At 70.1% G+C, this 20,000-nt stretch carries 16 protein-coding genes and 1 pseudogene; 4 read left to right on the forward strand and 13 right to left on the reverse strand.

Going from position 1 to position 20,000, the window contains the following annotated elements:
* Positions 1 to 42: 42 nt before the first annotated feature.
* From ACEZDG_RS03920 to ACEZDG_RS03930, 3 genes are all read right to left on the reverse strand, one after another.
* Positions 43 to 225, reverse strand: coding sequence for a hypothetical protein (locus tag ACEZDG_RS03920; RefSeq protein ID WP_380502304.1), 183 nt, complete (start codon positions 223 to 225; stop codon positions 43 to 45).
* Positions 222 to 1,247: a polyprenyl synthetase family protein gene (locus tag ACEZDG_RS03925; RefSeq protein WP_380502306.1), complete on the reverse strand. Its 1,026-nt coding sequence runs from the start codon at positions 1,245 to 1,247 to the stop codon at positions 222 to 224. The genes ACEZDG_RS03920 and ACEZDG_RS03925 overlap by 4 nt, the downstream gene beginning before the upstream one ends.
* A 204-nt stretch (positions 1,248 to 1,451) precedes the next feature.
* Complete coding sequence (locus ACEZDG_RS03930; RefSeq protein ID WP_380502308.1) at positions 1,452 to 2,429, reverse strand: MerR family transcriptional regulator; 978 nt, start codon at positions 2,427 to 2,429, stop codon at positions 1,452 to 1,454.
* A gap of 161 nt (positions 2,430 to 2,590) precedes the next feature.
* Here ACEZDG_RS03930 and ACEZDG_RS03935 point away from each other — a divergent pair, with 161 nt between their 5' ends.
* A complete protein-coding gene (locus ACEZDG_RS03935) occupies positions 2,591 to 2,923 on the forward strand; it encodes a hypothetical protein (RefSeq protein ID WP_380502310.1) in 333 nt (110 codons plus the stop codon).
* A 402-nt stretch (positions 2,924 to 3,325) separates the two neighbouring features.
* Here the strand turns inward: ACEZDG_RS03935 and ACEZDG_RS03940 are convergent, their stop codons facing one another.
* A complete protein-coding gene (locus ACEZDG_RS03940) occupies positions 3,326 to 4,378 on the reverse strand; it encodes a LacI family DNA-binding transcriptional regulator (RefSeq protein ID WP_380502312.1) in 1,053 nt (350 codons plus the stop codon).
* Between the two features lie 493 nt (positions 4,379 to 4,871).
* Between ACEZDG_RS03940 and ACEZDG_RS03945 the strand changes: the two genes are divergently transcribed.
* Together ACEZDG_RS03945 and ACEZDG_RS03950 are read left to right on the forward strand one after the other, a co-directional pair.
* Entirely contained in the window at positions 4,872 to 5,570 is a 699-nt protein-coding gene (locus ACEZDG_RS03945; RefSeq protein ID WP_380502314.1) for an alpha/beta fold hydrolase, read from the forward strand.
* Positions 5,561 to 6,556: an ROK family protein gene (locus ACEZDG_RS03950; protein ID WP_380502317.1), complete on the forward strand. Its 996-nt coding sequence runs from the start codon at positions 5,561 to 5,563 to the stop codon at positions 6,554 to 6,556. Before ACEZDG_RS03945 ends, ACEZDG_RS03950 begins: the two co-directional genes overlap by 10 nt.
* 87 nt (positions 6,557 to 6,643) lie before the next feature.
* On the opposite strand, the gene ACEZDG_RS03955 is transcribed toward ACEZDG_RS03950, so the two are convergent.
* The 7 genes from ACEZDG_RS03955 to ACEZDG_RS03985 form a co-directional block, all read right to left on the reverse strand.
* Complete coding sequence (locus tag ACEZDG_RS03955) at positions 6,644 to 9,133, reverse strand: glycoside hydrolase family 2 protein (RefSeq protein ID WP_380502319.1); 2,490 nt, start codon at positions 9,131 to 9,133, stop codon at positions 6,644 to 6,646.
* Positions 9,134 to 9,172: 39 nt separating this feature from the next.
* Positions 9,173 to 10,039, reverse strand: a complete 867-nt coding sequence (locus ACEZDG_RS03960; protein ID WP_380502321.1) for a carbohydrate ABC transporter permease — start codon at positions 10,037 to 10,039, stop codon at positions 9,173 to 9,175.
* Positions 10,036 to 10,998 (reverse strand): carbohydrate ABC transporter permease, encoded by a 963-nt coding sequence (locus tag ACEZDG_RS03965; RefSeq protein WP_380502323.1) that lies wholly within the window; start codon positions 10,996 to 10,998, stop codon positions 10,036 to 10,038. Before ACEZDG_RS03965 ends, ACEZDG_RS03960 begins: the two co-directional genes overlap by 4 nt.
* Before the next feature lie 124 nt (positions 10,999 to 11,122).
* The gene (locus ACEZDG_RS03970) at positions 11,123 to 12,439 is read right to left on the reverse strand and encodes an ABC transporter substrate-binding protein (RefSeq protein WP_380502325.1); all 1,317 of its coding nucleotides are present in this window, start codon (positions 12,437 to 12,439) and stop codon (positions 11,123 to 11,125) included.
* Between the two features lie 251 nt (positions 12,440 to 12,690).
* Positions 12,691 to 14,142 carry an extracellular catalytic domain type 1 short-chain-length polyhydroxyalkanoate depolymerase gene (locus ACEZDG_RS03975; RefSeq protein ID WP_380502327.1) on the reverse strand — a complete coding sequence of 484 codons (1,452 nt, stop codon included), beginning with the start codon at positions 14,140 to 14,142 and terminating at the stop codon, positions 12,691 to 12,693.
* A gap of 135 nt (positions 14,143 to 14,277) precedes the next feature.
* The gene (locus ACEZDG_RS03980) at positions 14,278 to 15,741 is read right to left on the reverse strand and encodes a glycosyl hydrolase (protein ID WP_380502329.1); all 1,464 of its coding nucleotides are present in this window, start codon (positions 15,739 to 15,741) and stop codon (positions 14,278 to 14,280) included.
* 50 nt (positions 15,742 to 15,791) lie between these two features.
* Positions 15,792 to 17,168 (reverse strand): glycosyl hydrolase, encoded by a 1,377-nt coding sequence (locus tag ACEZDG_RS03985; protein ID WP_380503811.1) that lies wholly within the window; start codon positions 17,166 to 17,168, stop codon positions 15,792 to 15,794.
* A 379-nt stretch (positions 17,169 to 17,547) separates the two neighbouring features.
* On the opposite strand from ACEZDG_RS03985, the pseudogene ACEZDG_RS03990 reads away from it, so the two are divergent.
* Positions 17,548 to 17,670 (forward strand): annotated as a pseudogene (locus ACEZDG_RS03990) (dihydrofolate reductase family protein); the annotation flags it as partial.
* Positions 17,671 to 17,697: 27 nt separating this feature from the next.
* Here the strand turns inward: ACEZDG_RS03990 and ACEZDG_RS03995 are convergent.
* Both ACEZDG_RS03995 and ACEZDG_RS04000 read right to left on the reverse strand, forming a co-directional pair.
* Entirely contained in the window at positions 17,698 to 18,075 is a 378-nt protein-coding gene (locus tag ACEZDG_RS03995; RefSeq protein WP_380502331.1) for a hypothetical protein, read from the reverse strand.
* A gap of 46 nt (positions 18,076 to 18,121) precedes the next feature.
* Entirely contained in the window at positions 18,122 to 19,921 is a 1,800-nt protein-coding gene (locus ACEZDG_RS04000) for a SpoIIE family protein phosphatase (RefSeq protein WP_380502333.1), read from the reverse strand.
* Between the last annotated feature and the right edge of the window lie 79 nt (positions 19,922 to 20,000).

The following is a 20,000-nucleotide window of genomic DNA, read 5'->3' on the forward strand; positions in this document are numbered from 1 at the left end:
TTCTCCGGGGCGGAGGTTCGGCGGTGCGGTCGTGGGGGTCCGTCATCCGGCGGCGACCTGCCGGGCGAGATCGGCCAGGGCCAGGGACACGTCGTGCGGAACGGCAGCCGTGGACAGGTGCGCGACACCCTCGTCCACGAGCCGCATGATCCGTTGTTCGACTGCCTGCGGGGCGCCCAGCGAGGTGAGCGCCTCGCGGACCCGGTCGATGTCACGGTCCGTCATACCGGGGCTGCCGACGCACTCGTGGAGCACCTTCCGGGCCTTCTCGTCGCCGCGCAGCGAGGCCCGTTGGACCGCGAGGTTGAGCAGGAACGTGCGTTTGCCCTCGCGGAGGTCGTCGCCACAGGGTTTGCCGGTCCGCGCGGGGTCGCCGAAGACCCCAGCAGGTCGTCGCGCAGTTGGAAGGCCACACCGACACGTCGCCCGAAGGCCCGCAGGGCGAGGACCGCCTCGGCATCGGCGCCGGCGGCGGTCGCGCCCAGATGCAGCGGGCGCTCGATGCTGTAGCGGGCCGTCTTCAGCTCGGCGACCCTCAGCGCCGCCGCCGTGGAGCTGGACTGCTCCGCCTGCAGCACCAGGTCCAGGTTCTGGCCGGCGACCATCTCGGTGCGCATCGCGCGCCAGACCGCGTCGGTGGCCGCCCGGCCCGCGAGGTCGGACGACGCCTGTCGGTACAGGTCCTCGGCCCACAGCAGCGCGAGGTCTCCGGCGAGCAGCGCACGGGCCTGCCCGTAGCGCACCGGGTCGCCACTCAACGCGTGCGCGCGGTGGTGGGCCGCGAACTGCTCGTGCAGGGAGAGGGCGCCGCGCCGGGTCCGGGAGGCGTCCATGATGTCGTCGTGGACCAAAGCGCAGAGCTGCAGCAGCTCGACCGCGGCGGCCAGCGCGGCCGGTTCGGCCCGCTCAGGCGGTGAACCGGCCGCGAGCCAGCCCAGCCACACGAAGCAGGCCCTGATCCGGCGACCGCCGCGCAGCGCCAGCGCCGCCAGCGGCTCACCCAGCAGGGCGTCGGCCTCGGCATCGAGCGCGGCCAGCTCTGCCCGCCGTTCGGACAGGTAGCGGCCGAGCCGGACCTCCGTGGCAGCCGCCGCACCGAACGGGCCCTGCGGCAGCGACACCCCGGCTTGGTGGCCGGGCACGCCGCTCACGAGGTCGTCCGAGCGCGGGCACGCCTGTGGGGGCCATGCGGGGGCGGCGCGCTCGGCGAGCTTCTCGGCACCGCTCGTGGACAAGGCTTCCCCCACCGATGGCACTCCTCGGGACGACAGGCCGCTGCACGGATGCGCGCGGGATTCAGGACCGCCCCGGCCGACCCGAAAGGTACTTCTCGGCCCACCTCACCATCCGAGGGGGTGCCAAGGCGTTCAACCCGCAGCACCGTGCCGCGTGAAGCTCAAACATCACCCATCTCACTCGTGGGGACTACTCGCATCGTTTTCGCATTGGATTCAGGCCGGCCCGCACAACAGGGCCGTCGCCTCGCCCAGGCTGGTCAGGCGGTTCACATGAGCGGGCAGCGCCCTGCCCTGCCATCCCGGCCCGGCAGCGAAGACCCGCGTCCCGGTCCGTGCCCCCATGGGCCCCCAGGAGAGACCGGACATGACGCTCAGCAGGGACGTGTCAGCGGTGGGCGGGCTCTGACTCCACAGCACCACCGCACCCGACCCCGTCCGCGTGCACGCGGAGACCAGCCCCTCCGCCGGCACGGCGGCCCCCAGCATGAGGGTGCGGATTCCCAACTGCGCCAGCGCCGCGTCCAGGGCCTCCAGAGGAAGGGTGTGCAGCTCACCCGGCGTGCCCGCGAGCATGACCAACCCCGGACGCGGCTGTGCCCGGCCCGGATCCCTGGCCACCGGGGCGGGCATGCGGTGCAGACTGCGGCTGACCGCGCATGAGAGCAAGTGCTCGACCTCCACATAGCGGCCGTTCGCTCCGGCCCACTTGCGGCCCACCGCGCGCAGCACGGGTGCCGCCAGGGCGTCCCAGGTCTCCACCACCCCGAACCGGCGCAGGCTCGCATCGAGGAGCTCCTCGATCGCCTCGCCGTCCATGCGGACCGCCGCCTTGGCCAGGCCGTGGCATGCCGCGCCGGCGCGACCCACCGGGAGCGCGTTCCCACCGCCGGCCCGCGGCCGAACCGCAGGCACGGCCCGGGCCGGCGGTTCGGACGCCGCCTCGCGGTCAGTGCCGAGCCGTGCACACTGCCTGGCGGCCTCGGCCGGGGCGATGCCCTGCGCGGTCAGTCGGCACATGTACTCCAGCCGGGCCACGTCCTGGGGCAGATAGCGCCGGTGGCGGCCGGGCTCACGCTCGATGCCGAGCCCGTAACGGCGCTCCCAGCTGCGCACAGTCGTTGCGGACACACCCAGGAGCCGGGCGACAGCACCCGTGCTCAGACCGGGGGCCGGGGGTTCGGACGCAGACATCGGATCCACTCCTGGCCTTTCCCTGCGAAAACGTTGCAACTCGCTGCACCAAGGATATACGTCGCGCGGAAACGGCTGTGACGGGTGGTGCCCCGGCCCACGCAGTGGTGGGGCACGATCCCATCGGGGATCGCGCTCAATCAGTGCAGGATCGATGCATCATGCGCCCATCCACGAACGAGGTGACGCTGGGCGTAAGGAGTTTCCGCACGACGAAGGGAAAGGCCATGTTGTCAGCAGCGGATTCCATCGGTACCTCCACCTTCACTCCCTTGGAGGCGCTCGCCGCCGGCGCCGCCATCGGCTCCCTGATCGTCATCGTTCTCATCCTCGCCTTCGTCCTCGGCTCGCGCCGCAAGGAGCGGGAGCCCGAGCCTGAAGCGATGCCCCTGTCGGCCACCCGGGACGCCTGGGCGACACCGGCCTCCACGCCGGGACATGCTCCCCGCGGCGACGCAACCGCCGCCCAGCACGTCCTCTACCTGCGGCCCTGACCTGCAGTGCGTCGACCGTCCCGACCCGGCTCGGGGCACCCCGACCTGCCGGCGGCCACCTACCGCGAGACATCGGTCGGCTGCTGGGTCTGACCAGGGCCGGGCTCGTCTCGCGATCCTGGGCCGACGCCCAGGCGGCCCGCTGTCCGACCCATGCCCTGCTGCCGGAACACTTACGTGCGCGGGCACTGGATCCGCGCCCGACGCCGGACGGCTGGCTCGACCTCCGGACCGCACGGGACGCGCGAGCAACCGTCGGCACGGCGTTCACCTCGACCGAGCGCGCCCACCGCCGATTCTCCCGTCCCGGCCGACCCGGCGGGCCGGGGCCGGAGAAGGGCCTGGCCCGCCTGTGCTGGATCCTCGAAGCCTGACCCTGCAGCCTCCCCCGCTGGTCCGCCCCTATCTGCTCGCGGCGTTGTGGGGCGGCGGAGCGGTGGAGCCGCGCGGCACCAGACTGGGGACCTGCGTCGCGTGCGACGACACCTCCTGGTGCCTCATGACATCGAAGAGCGTCTCGGTGACGTCGGCGCCGAAGGAGAAGATGTCGTGCTGCATGGCCGACAGCGTGGGCCGGGTCAACTGGCACAGCTGCGAGTCGTCCCAGGCCAGCAGGGACAGGTCGTGGGGCACGGCCAGCCCGAACTCCGCGGCGACACCCAGCGCTGTCACCGCCATGAGGTCGTTGTCGAACACGATCGCCGTCGGGCGTTCGGCCGACAGCAGCAGCGAGCGGCAGGCACGACTGCCCTGGTCCGCGGAGAAGTCCGCGACCACGGTGCGGAAGGTCAGCCCCAGTTCCTGCGCGGTGGCGGCGAAGGCCGCGGTGCGGATGGCGCTGTGGCCGAGCTCCGCCGGTCCGCTGACGCGGGCGATCGAACGGTGGCCCAGCGCCGCCAGGTACTGGACGGCCTCCGCCGTCGCGGCGGCGTCGTCGGTCCACACGGAGACGAAGGGACCCGCCAGCGAGGGGTGACCGACCGCGACGGCGGGGAGGCCGATCTCGGACAGCGCTGCGATGCGCGGATCGTCCACCCGCAGGTCGACCAGGATGCTGCCGTTGATCCTGTTGCCCTGCCACCATTCCCGGTGGACCTCGATCTCCTCCTCCGGCTCCACCAGCCGCAGCAGGAGCGAACAGGAATGCCGACCCAGCACGCTCTCGATCCCCGAGATGAACTCCATGTAGAACGGTTCGAGGCCGAGCATCCGCGCCGGCCGGGCGATCGCAAGACCGACGGTGTGGAGGGCCCGCCCGGACAGGGACTGCGCCGCCTGGTTGGGGCTCCAGCCCAGGTCGCGGGCCGCCTGGAGGATCCGCTCCTTGGTCTTCGGAGAGACACCTGGTTTGTCGTGGACGGCGATGGTCACCGCCGAGGGCGACACCCCCGCCAGCTTCGCCACATCCCTGATCGTGGTCTTGCGGCCGCCCTCCGGCGCTGTCGTCCGAACCACCAGGATGTCCGCCTTCGAGTCGTCGCCGAGATACCGGGCACCGCACAGTGAGTGGAGCGCGCGAGTTGCCGCACAACCCTCCTCGGCGTACCGCCGGCCTGTGGCTGCGCCGAGACGGTGAAGTGCGTACATACCATAGCGCTGAACAGGTATACAGCACCATCGCCCGAATGCGGACCGTCGGCGCGGGCGCTCCTGGGCTGCTTTCCCGCAACAGCATCCCGCACTTCACTTGAACGTTTTAGCTAGGCGTTCTAGGGTGGGGGTGCTTCGCCGACGGCACGGCCGCACCGGCGTCGGCCTCCCGTGTTCTGAGCCGAGGAATCCACCGTGTCCGATTTCCCGCACTCCCTCGTCGCGCACAGTGCCGTCCGGGCTGGGCGAACCGGTCTGCCGTTCGCCGTTGACGCAACACCCGCTTTGTATTCGTAAAACGTTCGAGGAGGCGTCGGCCGGTGCACCCTGCCGTCGCACCGTCACGGGAGGAGCGACGATGCAGCTCACCGCACACAGCTGGGGTACCGGTGATCGCGTGGCGCTGCTGGTGCACGGCCTGATGGCCGACCACAGCACCTGGCGCCGGGTCGGGCCGGCGCTCGCCGACCGGGGTTACCGGGTCCTCGCCGTCGATCTGCCCGGCCACGGCGGCAGTCCCCGCGCAGCCGGCGCCTCCGGCGTCAGACGGTACTCCCTGACGGACATGGCGCTCGCCGTGACCGCGACCTGCCCGTACAAACCGGACCTGGCGGTCGGCCACTCCTTGGGCGCGATGGTCCTGGAACGCGCGATCCAGCGCGGTCTGACGGTCCACAGGGCTGTCTACAGCGACCCTTCCTGGGGAGGCCCGCCCCGCGACCGCGCCGCCACCCGCGCCTACAAGCAAGCGACATACGAGCAGATCGAGGCGGCCAACCCGCGCTGGGGTGCCGCGGCCGTGGGCGACGAGGTGCTGAGCCTGGAGCGGTGGGACCCCGAGACGGTGACAGCTCTGGAACCACTGCCCGCGCTGCCCGCCTCGGCGCTCGTGCCGTCCCTGGTGCTGCTCGCGGATCCGAGTGAGCGGATCCTGCCCGAGCAGCAGGGCCGCCTGCGTGCGCGGGGATTCGAGCTGCGCAGCGTGGCCGGCGCGGGTCATTCGATCCATCGGGACGACTTCCACGGCTTCATGGAGGGGATGGCAGGGTGGATCTGACCGAGCGACAGACGCGCGTCCGCTTCATTCAGGCCTCGGCGGGGGAAGGTCTTCTGGCCGCCGTCGACATCGGTGGCACCAAGATTGCCGGTGCGGTCCTGGACGGTCGCGGAACCGTGCTCCACCGTGCGCAGTACGGCACCCCGGTGGTCGGCACGGCCCGGGAGGTGTTCGGCGCCGTCCGTGCCGTGGTGGCCGAGTTGGCCGCGCTGCCGCACTGGGGGCGGGTGACCTCGCTGGGAATCGCCAGCGCGGGTCCGGTCGACATCGCCCGGGGCGCGGTCAGTCCGGTCAACATCCCCGGGTGGCGGCAGTTCCCGATCGTCGAGAAGGTGCGGGAGTTGCCCGGGGTCGCGGGGCTGCCGATCGTCCTGTGCGGGGACGCGGTCGCGATGACGGCCGCGGAGCACCGGATCGGCGCGGCCCGTGGCTGTCGGGACGCGCTGTGCATGGTGGTCTCCACCGGTGTGGGCGCCGGACTCGTCATGGACGGCGTCGTCCGCAACGGCCCCTCGGGAAACGCCGGACACCTCGGCCACATCAGTGTCGACCTGCTCGGGGACCCGTGCGCATGCGGCTCTCGGGGCTGTCTGGAACAGCTGGCCAGCGGTACGTCGCTGCTTCGGCGCGCGGTGCGCAACGGCTGGCAGCCGGTCGGGGCCGCCGACGGCGCGGCGCTGGCTGCGGACGCCCGCGCGGGCGACGCCGTTGCGCTGGCCGCGTTCGACACTTCGGCGCGCGCCCTGGCGGCCGGGATCGCGGCGGTGGCGACGCTCGTCGAGATCGAGGTGGCTGTCATCGGCGGAGGCGTCGCCGAAGCACACGATGTGCTCTTCCCTCCGCTGCGGCGCCACCTCGCGTCCTACGCCGTGCTGCCCTTCGCCGCGGGCGTACGGGTGGAGCGCGCGGCACTGCGGGCCGACGCCGGGCTCGTCGGTGCTGCCTTCATCGCAGCCGACCGCCGACCGGCGGCAGCCACCCGCTGAAGGGAGCGCCGCGGCTCGACCGCCTGAGCGGCGCGCACCGGGGGATGGTCGCGCGCCGCTCGGACGGACTGCCTCAGCGGGACGGGCTCACTGCACCGAACCGCCGACGGGACACGCCGCAGCGCTGGCATTGACGCAGTGCAGCGCGCCCGGCAGGGCTTCCACCGCCTCACCGTTCCAGCCGGATACGGTGAACTCGACGCTCTCCCCCGGCGTCAGCGTCACCAGGCCGCGGTCGGTACGGGCGTTCGGGTGCAGCCGGTCGGCCTGGAGCAGCAGGTCGCGCACCAGGGTGTGCGCCGTCACCGTCACCCGGGCACCGCCGGGCACCGGTGTGACGTGCGTGGTCATCTCGGCGACCGGGTAGGCGAACTCGTGGTCGTCGACACCGAAGCTCATCGCCCGCAGCCCGTCCGCGTCGGCGACGAGGTACTCGCTCCGGGGATCGCCCGGCGTGACCAGTTCCTCCGGCAGGTCGGCGAGTTCGACGGAGTACGGCGCCGCCGGGAGGCTGACGTGCTGTTCGGCCAGCAGGCTTCCCCGGGCGTCGAGCCGGCGTACGACGGCGTGGACGTCCCACGGTCGGCCGCTCTGGTTGACCGCCGCCAGGACGAGCCGTCCATCGCGCCGTTGCAGGGTCAGCAGCCGGTCCGCGTAGAGCCGCTTCAGTTCGTGGTAGAGGGGTTTTTCGCGGCCGTCACCGTCGATGGCGGACCAGGAGGTCACCGGCCAGCAGTCGTTGAGCTGCCACAGGATGGTTCCGGCACAGTGGGGCCAGTGGGAGCGCCAGTGCTCGATGCCGGTGGCGACGGCGCGGGCCTGGTTGACCTGGGTGAGGTAGTGCCAGGTGTCGAAGTCGGCCGCCGGCGCGAAGTGGTGGGCGAGGCCGCGGTCCAGCTTGCCGTTGCCGTCCTCGGCCTTCTGGTGGTGCAGCATGCCCGGTGAACCCGCGGTCAGCGGTCGGTCGCTGATCGATCGTCGGAGCGTGGCGTGGTTGGGCGGCGCCTGCCAGCCGAATTCGGCGACGAACCGGGGGACGTCGGCGAGGTAGTCGGTGTAGTCGCGGCGGTTCCAGACTTCCCAGGAGTGCGTTGTCCCGTGCGCGGGGTCGTTGGGGTGGATGTCCCGGGAGCCCGACCACGGGCTGCCCGCCCAGTAGGGTCGGGTCGGGTCGGTCCGGGCCACGGTCCGCGGCAGCAGGTCCAGGTAGTAGCCCTCGCCCCAGGTGGCTCCGGCCAGGGCCGGTTCCCAGTCCCAGTCGCGGAAGCCCCACAGGTTCTCGTTGTTGCCGTTCCACAGGACGAGGGAGGGGTGCGGCATCAGCCGGACCACGTTCTCCCGGGCCTCGGCCTCGACCTCGGAGCGCAGCGGCTCTTCCTCGGGGTAGGCGGCGCAGGCGAACAGGAAGTCCTGCCACACCATCAGGCCGAGTTCGTCGCAGGCGTCGTAGAAGGCCGCGCTCTCGTAGATGCCGCCGCCCCACACCCGGACCAGGTCCACGCCGGCGGCTGCGGCCTGCTCCAAGCGGTGCCGGTAGCGCGCGGCGTCCACCCGGGTGACCAGCGCGTCGTCCGGGATCCAGTTCACGCCCCGGGCGAACAGCGGGGTGCCGTTGACCACGAGCGTGAACGCGCTGCCGTGCGCGTCCGGTGAGGTGTCCAGCCGTACGGTGCGGAACCCCACGCAGCGGCTCCAGCTGTCGAGGACCGTGCCGTCGGCGGCGTCGATGAGGACGACGTCGCAGCTGTAGAGCCGCTGGTCGCCGTAGCCCCGCGGCCACCACAGCTCGACGCCTTCGACGCTCGCCTCGACGGTGACCGTGTCCTGTCCGGCGGGCAGGTCGGCCAGGACCTCCGTCCCGGCGAGCCCGATCCTCAACCGCAGGTCACGGTCCCGGCCCGCGGCGGTACGTTCCAGGACGAGGTGGAGCCGGAGCAGGCCGGTGCTCTCCTGCACAGTGACCTCCGGGCGGACCTCGGCCAGCCGCGCCGTCGACCACCGCTCCAACCGTGGTTCCCGCCACACGCCGGCGGTGACCAGGGTCGGTCCCCAGTCCCAGCCGAAGGAGGAGGCCATTTTGCGGACGAACTGGAACGGCTCGGCGTAGGCGTTGGGCCGGTCCCCCAGCAGCGTGCGCAACCGCTCCGCCTCGGCGTAGGCCGAGGTGAAGGCCACCGTCAGCGGCGCGGGGCCGCCGGCGAGCGCCCCGGTGACGTCGAAGCGGTAGGAGCGGTGCATGTTGCGGGTCGTGCCCAGGACGGTGCCGCCGACGCGGATCTCGGCGACGGTGTCCAGGCCGTCGAAGACCAGGTCGGTGCGCTCGTGCCGGTCGGTGGAGGACGGCAGCACGGTGCGATACGTCCAGTCGGCGCGGCCGACCCAGGCCAGGTCCGACTCGTTGCGGTCCAGGTACGGGTCCGGGATCAGGCCCGCGGCCATCAGGTCGGTGTGCACACAGCCGGGCACGGTCGCCGGGATGCGCTCGTCCACCAGGATGTCCGGTGCCTGCGGGGGGCGGTGCCTGGTGGTGTCCAGGCTCAGGATCCAGCCGCGGGTGAGCGGTGTGCTGACCTTCATACGGTCTCCTTGCGGGTGGCAGGCGGATGGCGGAGCGGGCTATTTGGTCGCTCCGGCGGCGAAGCCGTTGTAGATGAAGCGCTGGAGCGCGAGGAACACGACCAGGCTGGGGAGGATGACCAGCGCGGCGCCGGCGGAGATGATCTCCCAGTGCGCGCCGTAGGGGCCCTTGAAGCGGAACAGCGAGGTGCTGATGGTGCCGAGGTTGTCATCGGGCATGTACAGGAAGGGGATGTAGAAGTCGTTGTAGATCGCGACGCCCTTGATGATGACCACGGTGGCGATGGCCGGGCGCAGCAGCGGCAGGATGATCCGCCAGTAGATGGTGAAGGAGTTCGCGCCGTCCAGTCGGGCCGCCTCGTCGAGCGAGACCGGGATGGAGCGGATGAACTGCAGGAAGATGTAGATGGACACGATGTCAGTACCCAGGTAGAGCATGATCGGCGCCCATCGGGTGTCCATCGCGCCGAGGTTGTTGACGACCTGGTAGGTGGCCACCTGGGTGGTGACGCTCGGCACCAGCGAGGCGATCAGGAACAGCGCCAGCACCAGCTTCTTGAAGCGGAACTGGAAGCGGTCGACCGCGTAGGCGGTCATGGAGCCGATCAGCACGGTGCCGATCAGCGAGAAGAACAGGATGAAGGTGGTGTTCCCCAGGGCCCGCAGCATGTGCCCGTCGGTGAACGCCACGGCGTAGTTGTGCAGGTTGAGCCAGTCGTGCGGCGCGGACAGCGGTCCTTCGACCGTCGCCTCACGGCTGGTGCGCAGACTGGTGAGCAGCACCGCCACCAGCGGGACCAGGACGACGGCGCAAGCCAGGACCAGGGACAGGTACTTCAGGGCCACTGCGGCGGCGGCTCGGGCGCGGGGCGGTTTCAGCAGTCCCGGCGCGGACAGTGCGGTCACGACTGTTCCACCCTCTCCTCCGGGAGCAGCAGGCGTTGCAGCCAGGTCACCAGGAGGACGATGACGAGCAGCACCACGGCGGCGGCCGAGGCGAGGCCGAGTTTGTCGAACTCGAACGCGAGCTTGATGGTCTGGATGACGAAGGTCTCGCTGTTGTTGGAGCCGCCGGTCATGATGTAGGGGATCTCGAAGACGGACAGTGACCCGGAGACCGCCAGGATCGCGCTGAGGCTGATGATCGGTTTGATGCTGGGCGCGATGATGTAGCGGAACTGCTGCCAGCGGTTCGCGCCGTCGATCGCGGCGGCCTCGTAGAGCTGCGGGGGGATGGACTGGATCGCGCCGAGGAACAGCACCATGTTCAGGCCCATGAAGCGCCACACCGACACCCCGGCGAGGGAGACGTTGACCAGGTGCGGGTTGCCGAGCCACAGGTGCGGGCCGACCCCGAACCAGTGCAGCACGGTGTCGAGCGTGCCGCCGGACTGGAAGAAGTACAGGAACACGAAGCCGATGGCGACCCCGTTGATGAGGTAGGGGAAAAAGAGGATCCCCTTGAAGAGGTTGCGCAGCCGGGTCCCGGAGCTGAGGACGGTGGCGAAGTACAGCGCGGCGCAGATCTGCACCACCGAGCCGACCAGGTAGAACAGGCTGACCCAGAAGACCTGGAACAGCTGCGGGCGGGTGAACAGGTCGACGTAGTTGTCCAGGCCGACGAAGTCGCGGGTGGGGCTCAGCCCGTCCCAGTCGGTGAAGCTGTAGGACAGCATCTCCGCCACCGGGAGGTAGGTGAACACGGCCAGCAGCGCCAGTGGGGCCAGCAGGTAGAGCCATGGAGTGAACCACCGGGCGCGGCGGGTGCGGCGCGGGGTGGCTCCTCCCCGTCCGGGGTCGCGGGTTTCGTCCGGTGGCGCGGTGCGGGCGCCCACCCCCAGGCCCGCGGTCTGCGGTGCGCTCATCTGCTCCTTCTTTCGGATGCCGACTCGGTCGAGCGGCGGGTCGTCTGCGGTCGCATCCGGCCGGCCGAACGGGCGGTGAGCCGCCGTGCGTGCGGCCCACCGCCGTTGCCGGCCTCGGACCGGGTCAGCCGACCGTGCCGAGGGCGTCGGACCACTTCTTGTCGAGGTCGTTGAAGTCACTGGCCAGGTCTCCGCCGGCCGCGCCGCGTGCGACGTCCACGAGGTGCTGCGGGTAGTCCTGGCCGTTGATGCCGATCTCCGAGGCCTTGTCGATCTCGTCCACCTGGGCGGTCCTGTCGTTGGTCAGGTAGATGAACTTGACGCCGTTCGCCTGGTAGGGGACGAGGTCGGCCGGAAGCGGGGCGCCCCTCACGGACGACGGGGACAGGCTGGCTGCGGCGTCGCCGGACTTGTTGATGTACCAGTCGAGCCAGGCCCTGGCGGCGTCCTTGTGCGCGGAGTGCACATTGACCGCGTACTGGTAGTCGGGCCTGACCACCGAGCAGAAGTGGCCGTCGACCTGCACCGGGAACGGCATGAAGCCGATGTCCGCCGGGTCCTGGCCGGCCTGCTTCGCCGCGGCCTGCATCTGCACCACGGCCCAGGAGGCGAGCCACATGGTGCCGACCTTGCCGGTGCCGAGCAGGGTCTTGGAGTTCTCCCAGTTGGTGGTGGTCGGGTCGGCCTCGGCGAGCTTGTCGTGGACGATGTCGTACAGCAGCTTGTCCGTGGTGTAGAGGTCCTGGCCCGGCGACCAGGGGTCCTTGGTCGTGGCCAGCTTGTCGTTCGCCTGCGGGTCGCAGCTCGGCGAGCCGAGCGCGTTGCCCCAGTTCGTCAGCGGCCAGCCGTCGTGGTAGTTGGTGTAGTACGGCGTCGCGTGCGTCTTGGACTTGATCGCGGCCAGGTCGGCGAGGAACTGGTCCGGGGTGGTGGGCCAGGTGGTGATGCCCGCCTGCTTCCAGACCGCCTTGTTGTAGACGAAGCCGTTGGCGTCGCCGATGTTCGCGATGCCGTACACCTGGCCGCCGACCGTGGCGTGGTCGGTGAAGTTGTACGTCTTGGACAGGTCGGCGGCCGAGCCCAGCGGGGCGAAGAAATTCGGGTAGTCCTTGAGCGCCACCGCGTTGGGAATGGACAGCACGTCCCCGTAGTTCTTGCTGTTCAGACGGATCTTGACGTCGTTCTCGTAGTCGGTGAGGCCCTGGAACTTCACCGTCACATGCGGGTAGATCTTGTTGAACGCCGCGGCGTACCGCGCCAGCGTGCCGTCCTGCACCTGGTCGGTGCGATTGGTCAGCACCGTAATGGTGCCGGAGACCTTTCCTGGGTCGCCGGGCGAGGTCGCCGCGTTCGAGGAGGATCCGCCGCCGGCGCCTCCGCCGCACGCCGTCAGCGTGAGAGCGAGCATCACGCCGGTTCCTGCCAGGACTGTTCTTCGCATGCCGAGCCAACTTCCTTGTCGGTGAACGGAAAACGCCGCACTGCATGCCGCGCAGCGACGGACGTCTCGTCGTCGGGGCGAAGCGGCTGATGGCTGCTTAACGTAGACGGAACGAGAGCGGGTGTCCATAGAACGGTCTAGTTTGCTATGGAGACCCGCTCTCGTGAATGTGAGCGACCGATGCTCTGACAAGCACTGACTTGACGTCACCACTGCAGGCCGCTTCAATCGTGGCAACTAAAACGCAAGAGTCACCGGAGCGACGCGGACGACGTGGCGGCGGCACCCGGCAGCGGGTGGGCCTGGAAGAACTGCCACATCAGGGTGTCCGCGCTGATCTCGTGGGTGACCGTGCCGTTGCCGTTGTCCTGAGGGGAGTCCGGCCAGGTATGGCCGCCGTTGGAGATCGTGTAGAGCCGGACCTCGGCGCCGTCGCGGCAGCCGCTGTAGACGGTATCGCTGACATGTGCGCTGACCTGGGTGGTGGCCGGTCCCGTGGTGCAGCCGTCGAGTCCGGCCCACGCCTGCTGAGCCACCGGCACGGAGTACTGCCAAGCGGTGGCGTCTCCCCCGCCGTTGTAGGGGTCGGTGTTGTCCTGCTGCCCGTGGAAGGCGATCACCGGGACCGCGCGCGAGGGTGTGCAGGTCGACAGGTCCGGCCTGCTGTGGTCGGCCGGGTCCGGCCGGCCCGCCCTGATCCCGGAGACCGGCGCGATCGCGGCGATCTTGTCGGCGAGCAGGCAGCCCAGGGCGGAGGACATGCGTCCACCGCCCGAGTAGCCGGTCGCGTACACCCGCGCGGCATCGACGCACGCCGCGGGCGTGAGCGTGTCGATCACCTGCCGCAGAAAGCCGACGTCGTCACGGGTGCCGCTCGGCGTCACATAGGGCACGTTCCAGATGAAGCCGCTTCCACTGGGGACCACGCCCGTCGGCGCGACCACGATGAAGCCGTTCGCGTCGGCGGTGGGCCCCATGTTGCTGTACGACAGCTGGCCCGCCCCGGTCATCTGACTGCCGTGCAGATCCAGCACCAGGGGCAGCCGGGTCCCCGCGGCACGTGCCGGAATGTGCACGAGCACCTGGTACGTCCGACCGCCGAAGGAGACGGGTGTGTTGTACTGGCCGCTGCCCAGGCTCGGGGCGCACGAGCCCGGGGGCGGGGTCGTGGTTCCTCCGCCGGGGAGGTGCCAGGTCTGCCAGGGGTTGGTGTTGCGGTCCCAGATCTGGAGACGGGTGCCGTTGGCCGTGCTGCCGCCGGGGACGTCGAGGTAGCGCCCGGACTGAGGGTTCCTCAGATGCCCGTCCGACTCGGAAGTCCACTGCTGGGCACCGGAGCCGTTGCAGTCCCACAACTGCACCAGCGTGCCGTTCGCCGTACCCTGACCGGTCACGTCCAGGCACTTGCCCAGAGCCCGCACAGTCCCATCAGTGCCCACCGTCCACGACTGCGCAGCCGTCCCATTGCAGTCGTACAGCTGCACCGCCGTGCCGTTGGCCGAATTCGCCGCCGCCACATCCACACACTTGCCACCCACACCCGTGATCACCCCGGTGGACACGGCGGCGGCGGAGGCCGGCGGGGCGACGAACCCGGTCAGGACAGCCGCGATGGCGGCGAGGACGGACACCACGGCGGCTGCGGCACGCCTGCCGGACGGTGGACGGCAGTGTCGGGACGAGAGGATCAACGCGGAGCGCATGGCGGAACCCTTCCTGTGAAGTGCTGCTGAGGTACTGCGGAAAGAGCGCGGCTGCGCCTCGGGGCCGTCCGGGAGTGGCCACTCGGACGGCCCCGAGGGCAGAGTCCTGGTGCGGGTGCGTCCGTCAGACCTGTTTCAGCTGGGGAGGTGCCAGGTCTGCCAGGGGTTGGTGTTGCGGTCCCAGATCTGCAGCCGGGTGCCGTTGGCGGTGCTGCCGCCGGGGACGTCGAGGTAGCGCCCGGACTGGGGGTTCCTCAGATGCCCGTCCGACTCGGAAGTCCACTGCTGGGCACCGGAACCGTTGCAGTCCCACAACTGCACCAGCGTGCCGTTCGCCGTACCCTGACCGGTCACGTCCAGGCACTTGCCCAGAGCCCGCACAGTCCCGTCGGTGCCCACCGTCCACGACTGCGCGGCCGTGCCGTTGCAGTCGTACAGCTGCACCGCCGTGCCGTTGGCCGAGTTCGCCGCCGCCACATCCACACACTTGCCACCCACACCCGTGATCACCCCGGTGTGCGACCCACCGGACGGCGGAGGACTCGTCGGCGGAGTGCCCGTCGGAATGTGGATGTCCCCGCGGCTGAGCACCCGGGCGTCGTAGTAGCCGGCCTTGACCGAGTCGTTCGAGTTGTAGGAGGTGTTGGTCAGGTAGTCCAGCCAGACGTTCCAGTAGACCCACTTGGGCTGGGCGGTCAGCTGGGCCGGCTGGGGAACACTGCCGACCTCGGCCAGGGCCATGGGCTTCTTGGTGCCTGCGATGTTCGACAGCGCGGTGTACCAGTCCGTGGACGGGAACTTGTTGACCCAGACGTCCAGGCCGACGACGTCGACGTAGTTGTCGCCCGGGTAGTAGCTCGCCGCCTGGGAGGCTCCGCCGCTGACGTCCTTCAGCGCCCAGACCCAGATGATGTTGTGCAGGCCCTGCGCCTCCAGGTAGTCATGGGTGATCTGGTACAGCTTGGCGCTCCCGTTCGGGCCGGGGCGCCCGCCCCACCAGGCCCACCCCTCGTTCATCTCGTGCAGCGGCCGGAACAGCACCGGAATACCGGCGGTCTGCAACTGCTGGAAGTACGGGACGAACTGCTGCAGCTTGTTCTTGTAGTCGGTGTTGAGCGTGGTGCCGTCGGTGATGACCTGCTGCCACTCGGCGTCGGACAGCTTGCTGCCGTTCACCGGGTTCGAGCCGCCCTGGAAGTCGCAGGTGGCCACGTCGGGCCGGCAGGCGTGCATCATCAGGCCCGGCAGTGAGCCGTTGGCCCACTCGCTCTCCGCCTCGTTGATCACTGTCTGGCGGTTGTTGATGTCGTCCTGGCTGAAGCCGAAGTCGCCGTTCCAGATGCCCGGGTACTTACCGGTGATGTCGTGGACCTTGGTGATCCACTGCGTCGGGTTGCTGTTGGCACCGCCCTGCTGACCGGACAGGACGTGACTACCGGTCAGGCCCTTGAGGTAGGCGATCTCGTCGGCCTTGGTGACGCCGGCGGGAGCCGGCGGTGCGGCGGACGCGCTGCCACCCGTGAGGGTCAGGGCGAGCACGGCGACCGCCGCCGCGGTGCCGCCTGCCAGTAGGGCGCGCGTTCTGGCGCGTATGGACATGGGTGTGTGCCTTTCAGGAGTCAGGAGAAGGACGTTGCTTCGGTCTTCTGTCAGCTGGGGAGGTGCCAGGTCTGCCAGGGGTTGGTGTTGCGGTCCCAGATCTGCAGTCGGGTGCCGTTGGCGGTGCTGCCGCCGGGGACGTCGAGGTAGCGCCCGGACTGGGGGTTCCTCAGATGCCCGTCCGACTCGGAAGTCCACTGCTGGGCACCGGAACCGTTGCAGTCCCACAACTGCACCAGCGTGCCGTTCGCCGTACCCTGACCGGTCACGTCCAGGCACTTGCCCAGAGCCCGCACAGTCCCGTCGGTGCCCACCGTCCACGACTGCGCGGCCGTGCCGTTGCAGTCGTACAGCTGCACCGCCGCGCCGTTGGCCGAACTCGCCGCCGCCACATCCACACACTTGCCACCCACACCCGTGATCACCCCGGTGTGCGAACGGCCGGACGGCGGAGGACTCGTCGGCGGAGTGCCCGTCGGGACGGTGAACTGACCTTGGCTCAGCACCCTGGCCGAGTTGAACGTCGCCTGCAGTCCCGAGGTGGTGTTCGACGACGTGATGTAGTCGGCCCAGATCATGAACCAGGTCCACAGCGGCTGCGAGGCGAGCTGCGCCGGGGTGGGGACGGTGCCGACCTCGGCCAGCGAGACCGGCTTGCCGTGCGCGACGTTGACGATGGCCTGGTACCAGTCGCCGCTGGGCCAGCCGTTCACCCAGGGGTCCAGGCTGGCGACATCGACATAGCTGTCACCGGGGTAGTAGCCGGCCACCGAGGACGCGCCGCCGGACACGTCCTTGACGTTCCACACCCAGATGATGTTGGTCAGGCCCTGCGCCTCCAGGTAGTCATGGGTGATCTGGTACAGCTTGGCGCTGCCGGTGGGGCCGGGACGCCCGCCCCACCAGGCCCAGCCCTCGTTCATCTCGTGCAGCGGCCGGAACAGCACCGGAATACCGGCGTCCTTGAGCTGCTGGAAGTACGGAACCGCCGTCTGCAGCTTGGCCTTGTAGTCGGTGTTGAGCGTGGTGCCGTCCGTGATCAACTGCTGCCACTCGGCATCCGACAGCTTTGCTCCGTTGATACCGCCGTCGAACGCGCAACTGGCCACGTCCGGGCGGCACATGTGCCAGGTCAGATTCACCAGCGAGCCGTTGGCCCACTCGGTCTTGGCCTGGTTGATCATCGTCTGCCGACTGGCGATGTCCGTCGCGGTGAAGCCCAGTTCACCACCCCACAGGCCCGGCCACTTGCCTGTGATCGAATGAGCCTGCGCGGTGTACTGCGCCGGGTTGCTCAGTGGTTCCTTGTTGTGGACACCACTGATGACGTGGTTGCCACTGATCTGGTGCAGGTAGCTGATCACCGCACCGGGGGAGGAAGCGCCCGTCGCCGAGGCCGGCGAAGGCGTCGTGGCCAACCAGGCCACCGCAGCGAGCGGAGCCGCGACGAGCACAGCCGTCACTTTCCGCGTGAAGATCTTCGGTCTCACTGAAGGACCTCTCAACCTGTAGCAGGGAGTAAAACGTTGCATGCACAAGCCCCGACGCGGTGCACCGGCTGACCGGCCGACACATACCGTTCAGGGCACTGCCAACGCCTGGAAGCTAGAACTCCGCCACGACCATGTCAATGGTTTACACCAGAGCAGCAGTAAAACGTACTAGTAGTCGCCCATCCGGCGATCTTGATGGAAGGTACTCGAGGCCGGCCGGACCGCGTCCAGGATCGCCGTCCAGCCGAGCTCACCAGGCACGTCGCGCATCCCGCGCCGATGAGTTCGCCGCGGCCGTTCCGTCTACCCGTCGACGAAGTCGTACTGGCCCACCGCCGATCCCGGCAACCCGTTCACCGAGCGGATGAACAGCATGCACAAGTACGGGGCGTCACGGACCCGGACGTCGCTCGCGCGCCAGAACTCCACTCTGCTGGCAGTCCGCGCCGGGGCATCGGGTATGTCAGTCAGGGAGGACGGCTGAGGGGGAGAAGATGCGGGCGGTACCGGTCATCTCCAGCAGGTTGAGCATGGACACGGGCAGCGGGGGGATGAAGGCCAGGCCCGGATCAGTGTGGGCGTCCAGGAACAGCGCCAGGACGTCGACGCCCACGTGCGTCACCGCCGAGAGGTCCACTGCCAGCGGCAGGCCGGCCTGGCGTGCTTGCCGGGTGATCTCACCGATGTGGGGTTCGATGCGCCAGTCCAGGTCACCGGCCAGCACCAGGACCAGGGCGGTGGCCGTGGCCCAATGGGTGGCCCTCGCCTGGCCGAACCGTTCCTCCTGAGCTCCGGGCGGCGCCGTGGTACCGGGGTCCTGGGGCGCGTTGCGGGAATGCATGACGGGCCTTCCGTTCGGGAGGACCGGCGGTCCACCCGATCTGCCCCTACCCCGCCATCGGTCCTTCACCGCGGCCGGGCCGGACCGGATCGCCGGGGTGCGGGATCCGCAGGGCGAGCAGCACGATGTCGTCGTCGGCCGGGTGCCCGGGGACCTGGTCGGCCAGGTGTTCCAACAGATCCGGTAGAGGGGTGTGCCGGCCCGCTTCGGCCAGCAGGTCGCCGGTGCGGGTTATGGCCAGGTTCAGGTCGTGGCCGCGGCGCTCGACCAGGCCGTCGGTGTAGAGCAGCAGGGTGGAGCCGACCGGCAGGTGCAGGTGGTGGTCGGTGCGGTTGGTGTCGTGCAGGCCGTGGTAGAGCAGGACGCCGTGGTCGTTCAGCCGGTGCACGGTGCCGTCGGGGGTGAGGAGCAGGGGCGGGGGGTGGCCGGCGTTGGTCCAGGACATGTTCCAGCCGCCGTTGCCACTGGGGTGCAGGTGGGCGTGGACCAGGGTGCCGGACGCCTCCAGGGGCAGGGTGCGGCAGGCGTGTTCCAGGGCGAGCAGCGCGGCGGTGGGTCCTTCGCTGTTCTTGATCAGGGCTGCTTGGCGCAGCATGCTGCGAACTTGTCCCATGAGGGTGGCGGCGTGGATGTCATGGCCGGTGATGTCGCCGACGGTCAGGGCCAGGCCCGCGCCGGCACAGCTGGTGGAGCCGGGCTGTTCCAGGGGGAAGGCGTCGTACCAGTCGCCGCCGACCTTGTCGTCGGTGGAGGCTGGGCGGTAGAGGGCCGCCAGGTCCAGGCCGGGGACGGTGGGCAGGTCGGTGAGCATGGCGTTCTGCAGTTGGTGGGCCACCTCGATGCGCTGGTCCAGGAACACCGCCCGCTCCACCGCCTGGGCGGTGTAGCCGGCGATGCTGGTCAGGACCGCGGCCTCGTTGACGCCGACCGGATGGGTCGCGTCCCAGCCCAGGACCAACACGCCGACCGGGCCGCGGGCGGCGGTCAGCGGCAGGCACACCGCCGACGCGATACCCAGCGAATCCCACGCCGCGACCGCCTCGGGGGCGTAGCGCGCGACCGCGTCCGCGCGGTCGCGGATGGTGACCATGCGGCGCTCGCGCAGCGCCACGGCCGTGGCGAAGTCCGCGTTGACGCCCGTGTACTCGTACCGGGCATCGATCCGCAGCGGGCGGACCGGGTCCGGCAGGCGCCGCAGGTACCGGCCCTCCAGCAGCTGCAACCCCACGTAGGAGGGTTTGATGTCGCCGCTGACCAGGTCCCGCACCCGCTCCCGAACCTGCGCCAGGCCTGCGGTTCCGGTGAGTTCCTCCGCCGCGCGCAGCAGCAGCTCCGCGCCGGCCTGGGCCGCGCGGGCATGGTGGGAGGCGATCCGCAGCCGCAGCTCCGCGGAACAGGCCGCGGCCAGGTCCCGCAGGTTCTCCAGCTCCCGGGGCGTCCAGGCCCGGGTCACCGTGTCGATCGCGCACAGCGAGCCCAGGACGGTCCCGTCGGCGTCGGTCAGCGGCATGCCCGCGTAGGCCACCACCCCCAGGTCCGGAATCGCCATGCTCGCGCACGTCAGAGCGTCCTCGCGGGCATCGTCGAGTACCAACGGGCTCCCCGACAGCGCCACGTGCTGGCACAGCGAGTGCGAAAGCGGGGTCCAGCGCCGGGTGGCCCAGGGCTCGGCAGCCAGACCTACCATCCCGGGGAACACCTGCCGGTCCGCCTCCACCAACGACACCAACGCCACCGGAACCGAGACGATCCGCGCCACCAGGCCCGCGAAGCGCTCCATGTCCGCGTCCGCCGAAGCCGACAACCCGGTCCGCGACAGGGCCAGCAGACGCACCGGATCTGACAAGGACCCCGGGCCGCTCCCGTTTTGCGTGCCCACCGCCCATCCTCCGCTTCCACCCGACTCCAGGGTCCAGATCGTAGAA

Origin of the sequence: Streptacidiphilus alkalitolerans, assembly GCF_042511045.1 — a bacterium.
GTDB classification, from domain to species: domain Bacteria; phylum Actinomycetota; class Actinomycetes; order Streptomycetales; family Streptomycetaceae; genus Streptacidiphilus; species Streptacidiphilus alkalitolerans.